Origin of the sequence: Pseudoalteromonas sp. CR1, from assembly GCF_019392235.1 — a bacterium.
Classification (GTDB): Bacteria; Pseudomonadota; Gammaproteobacteria; order Enterobacterales; family Alteromonadaceae; genus Pseudoalteromonas.
Genome location: NZ_JAHXRM010000468.1, coordinates 1 through 250, shown reverse-complemented (window position 1 = coordinate 250; position 250 = coordinate 1). Strand labels below are relative to the sequence as shown.

Here is a 250-nt window from a genome sequence, read left to right as displayed (position 1 = left end):
CCGCGATGCTTCCGCCGCGGACGACCTCGTGCAGGAGACGCTGCTGCGGGCGTGGCGCAACCGGACGAGGTTCAGGATGGGCACGAACTTCGAGGCGTGGACCTTTACCATCCTTCGCAACCAGTTCTTCACCGGCCGACGCAAGGCGCGAGAGGTTGCCGACGAGGACGGCGCGCTGGCCGCGCGTCTGGCCAGCCCTCCTGAGCAGGACGGTCGGGTCGATCTGGCCGACGTTCAAGCCGCCCTCGCG

General features: G+C 69.2%; 1 protein-coding gene. It reads left to right on the top strand.

The window, feature by feature from the left end:
* On the top strand, nt 1-250 hold a 250-nt coding region (locus tag KZZ04_RS20180; protein WP_306430596.1), incomplete at both ends, for a sigma factor.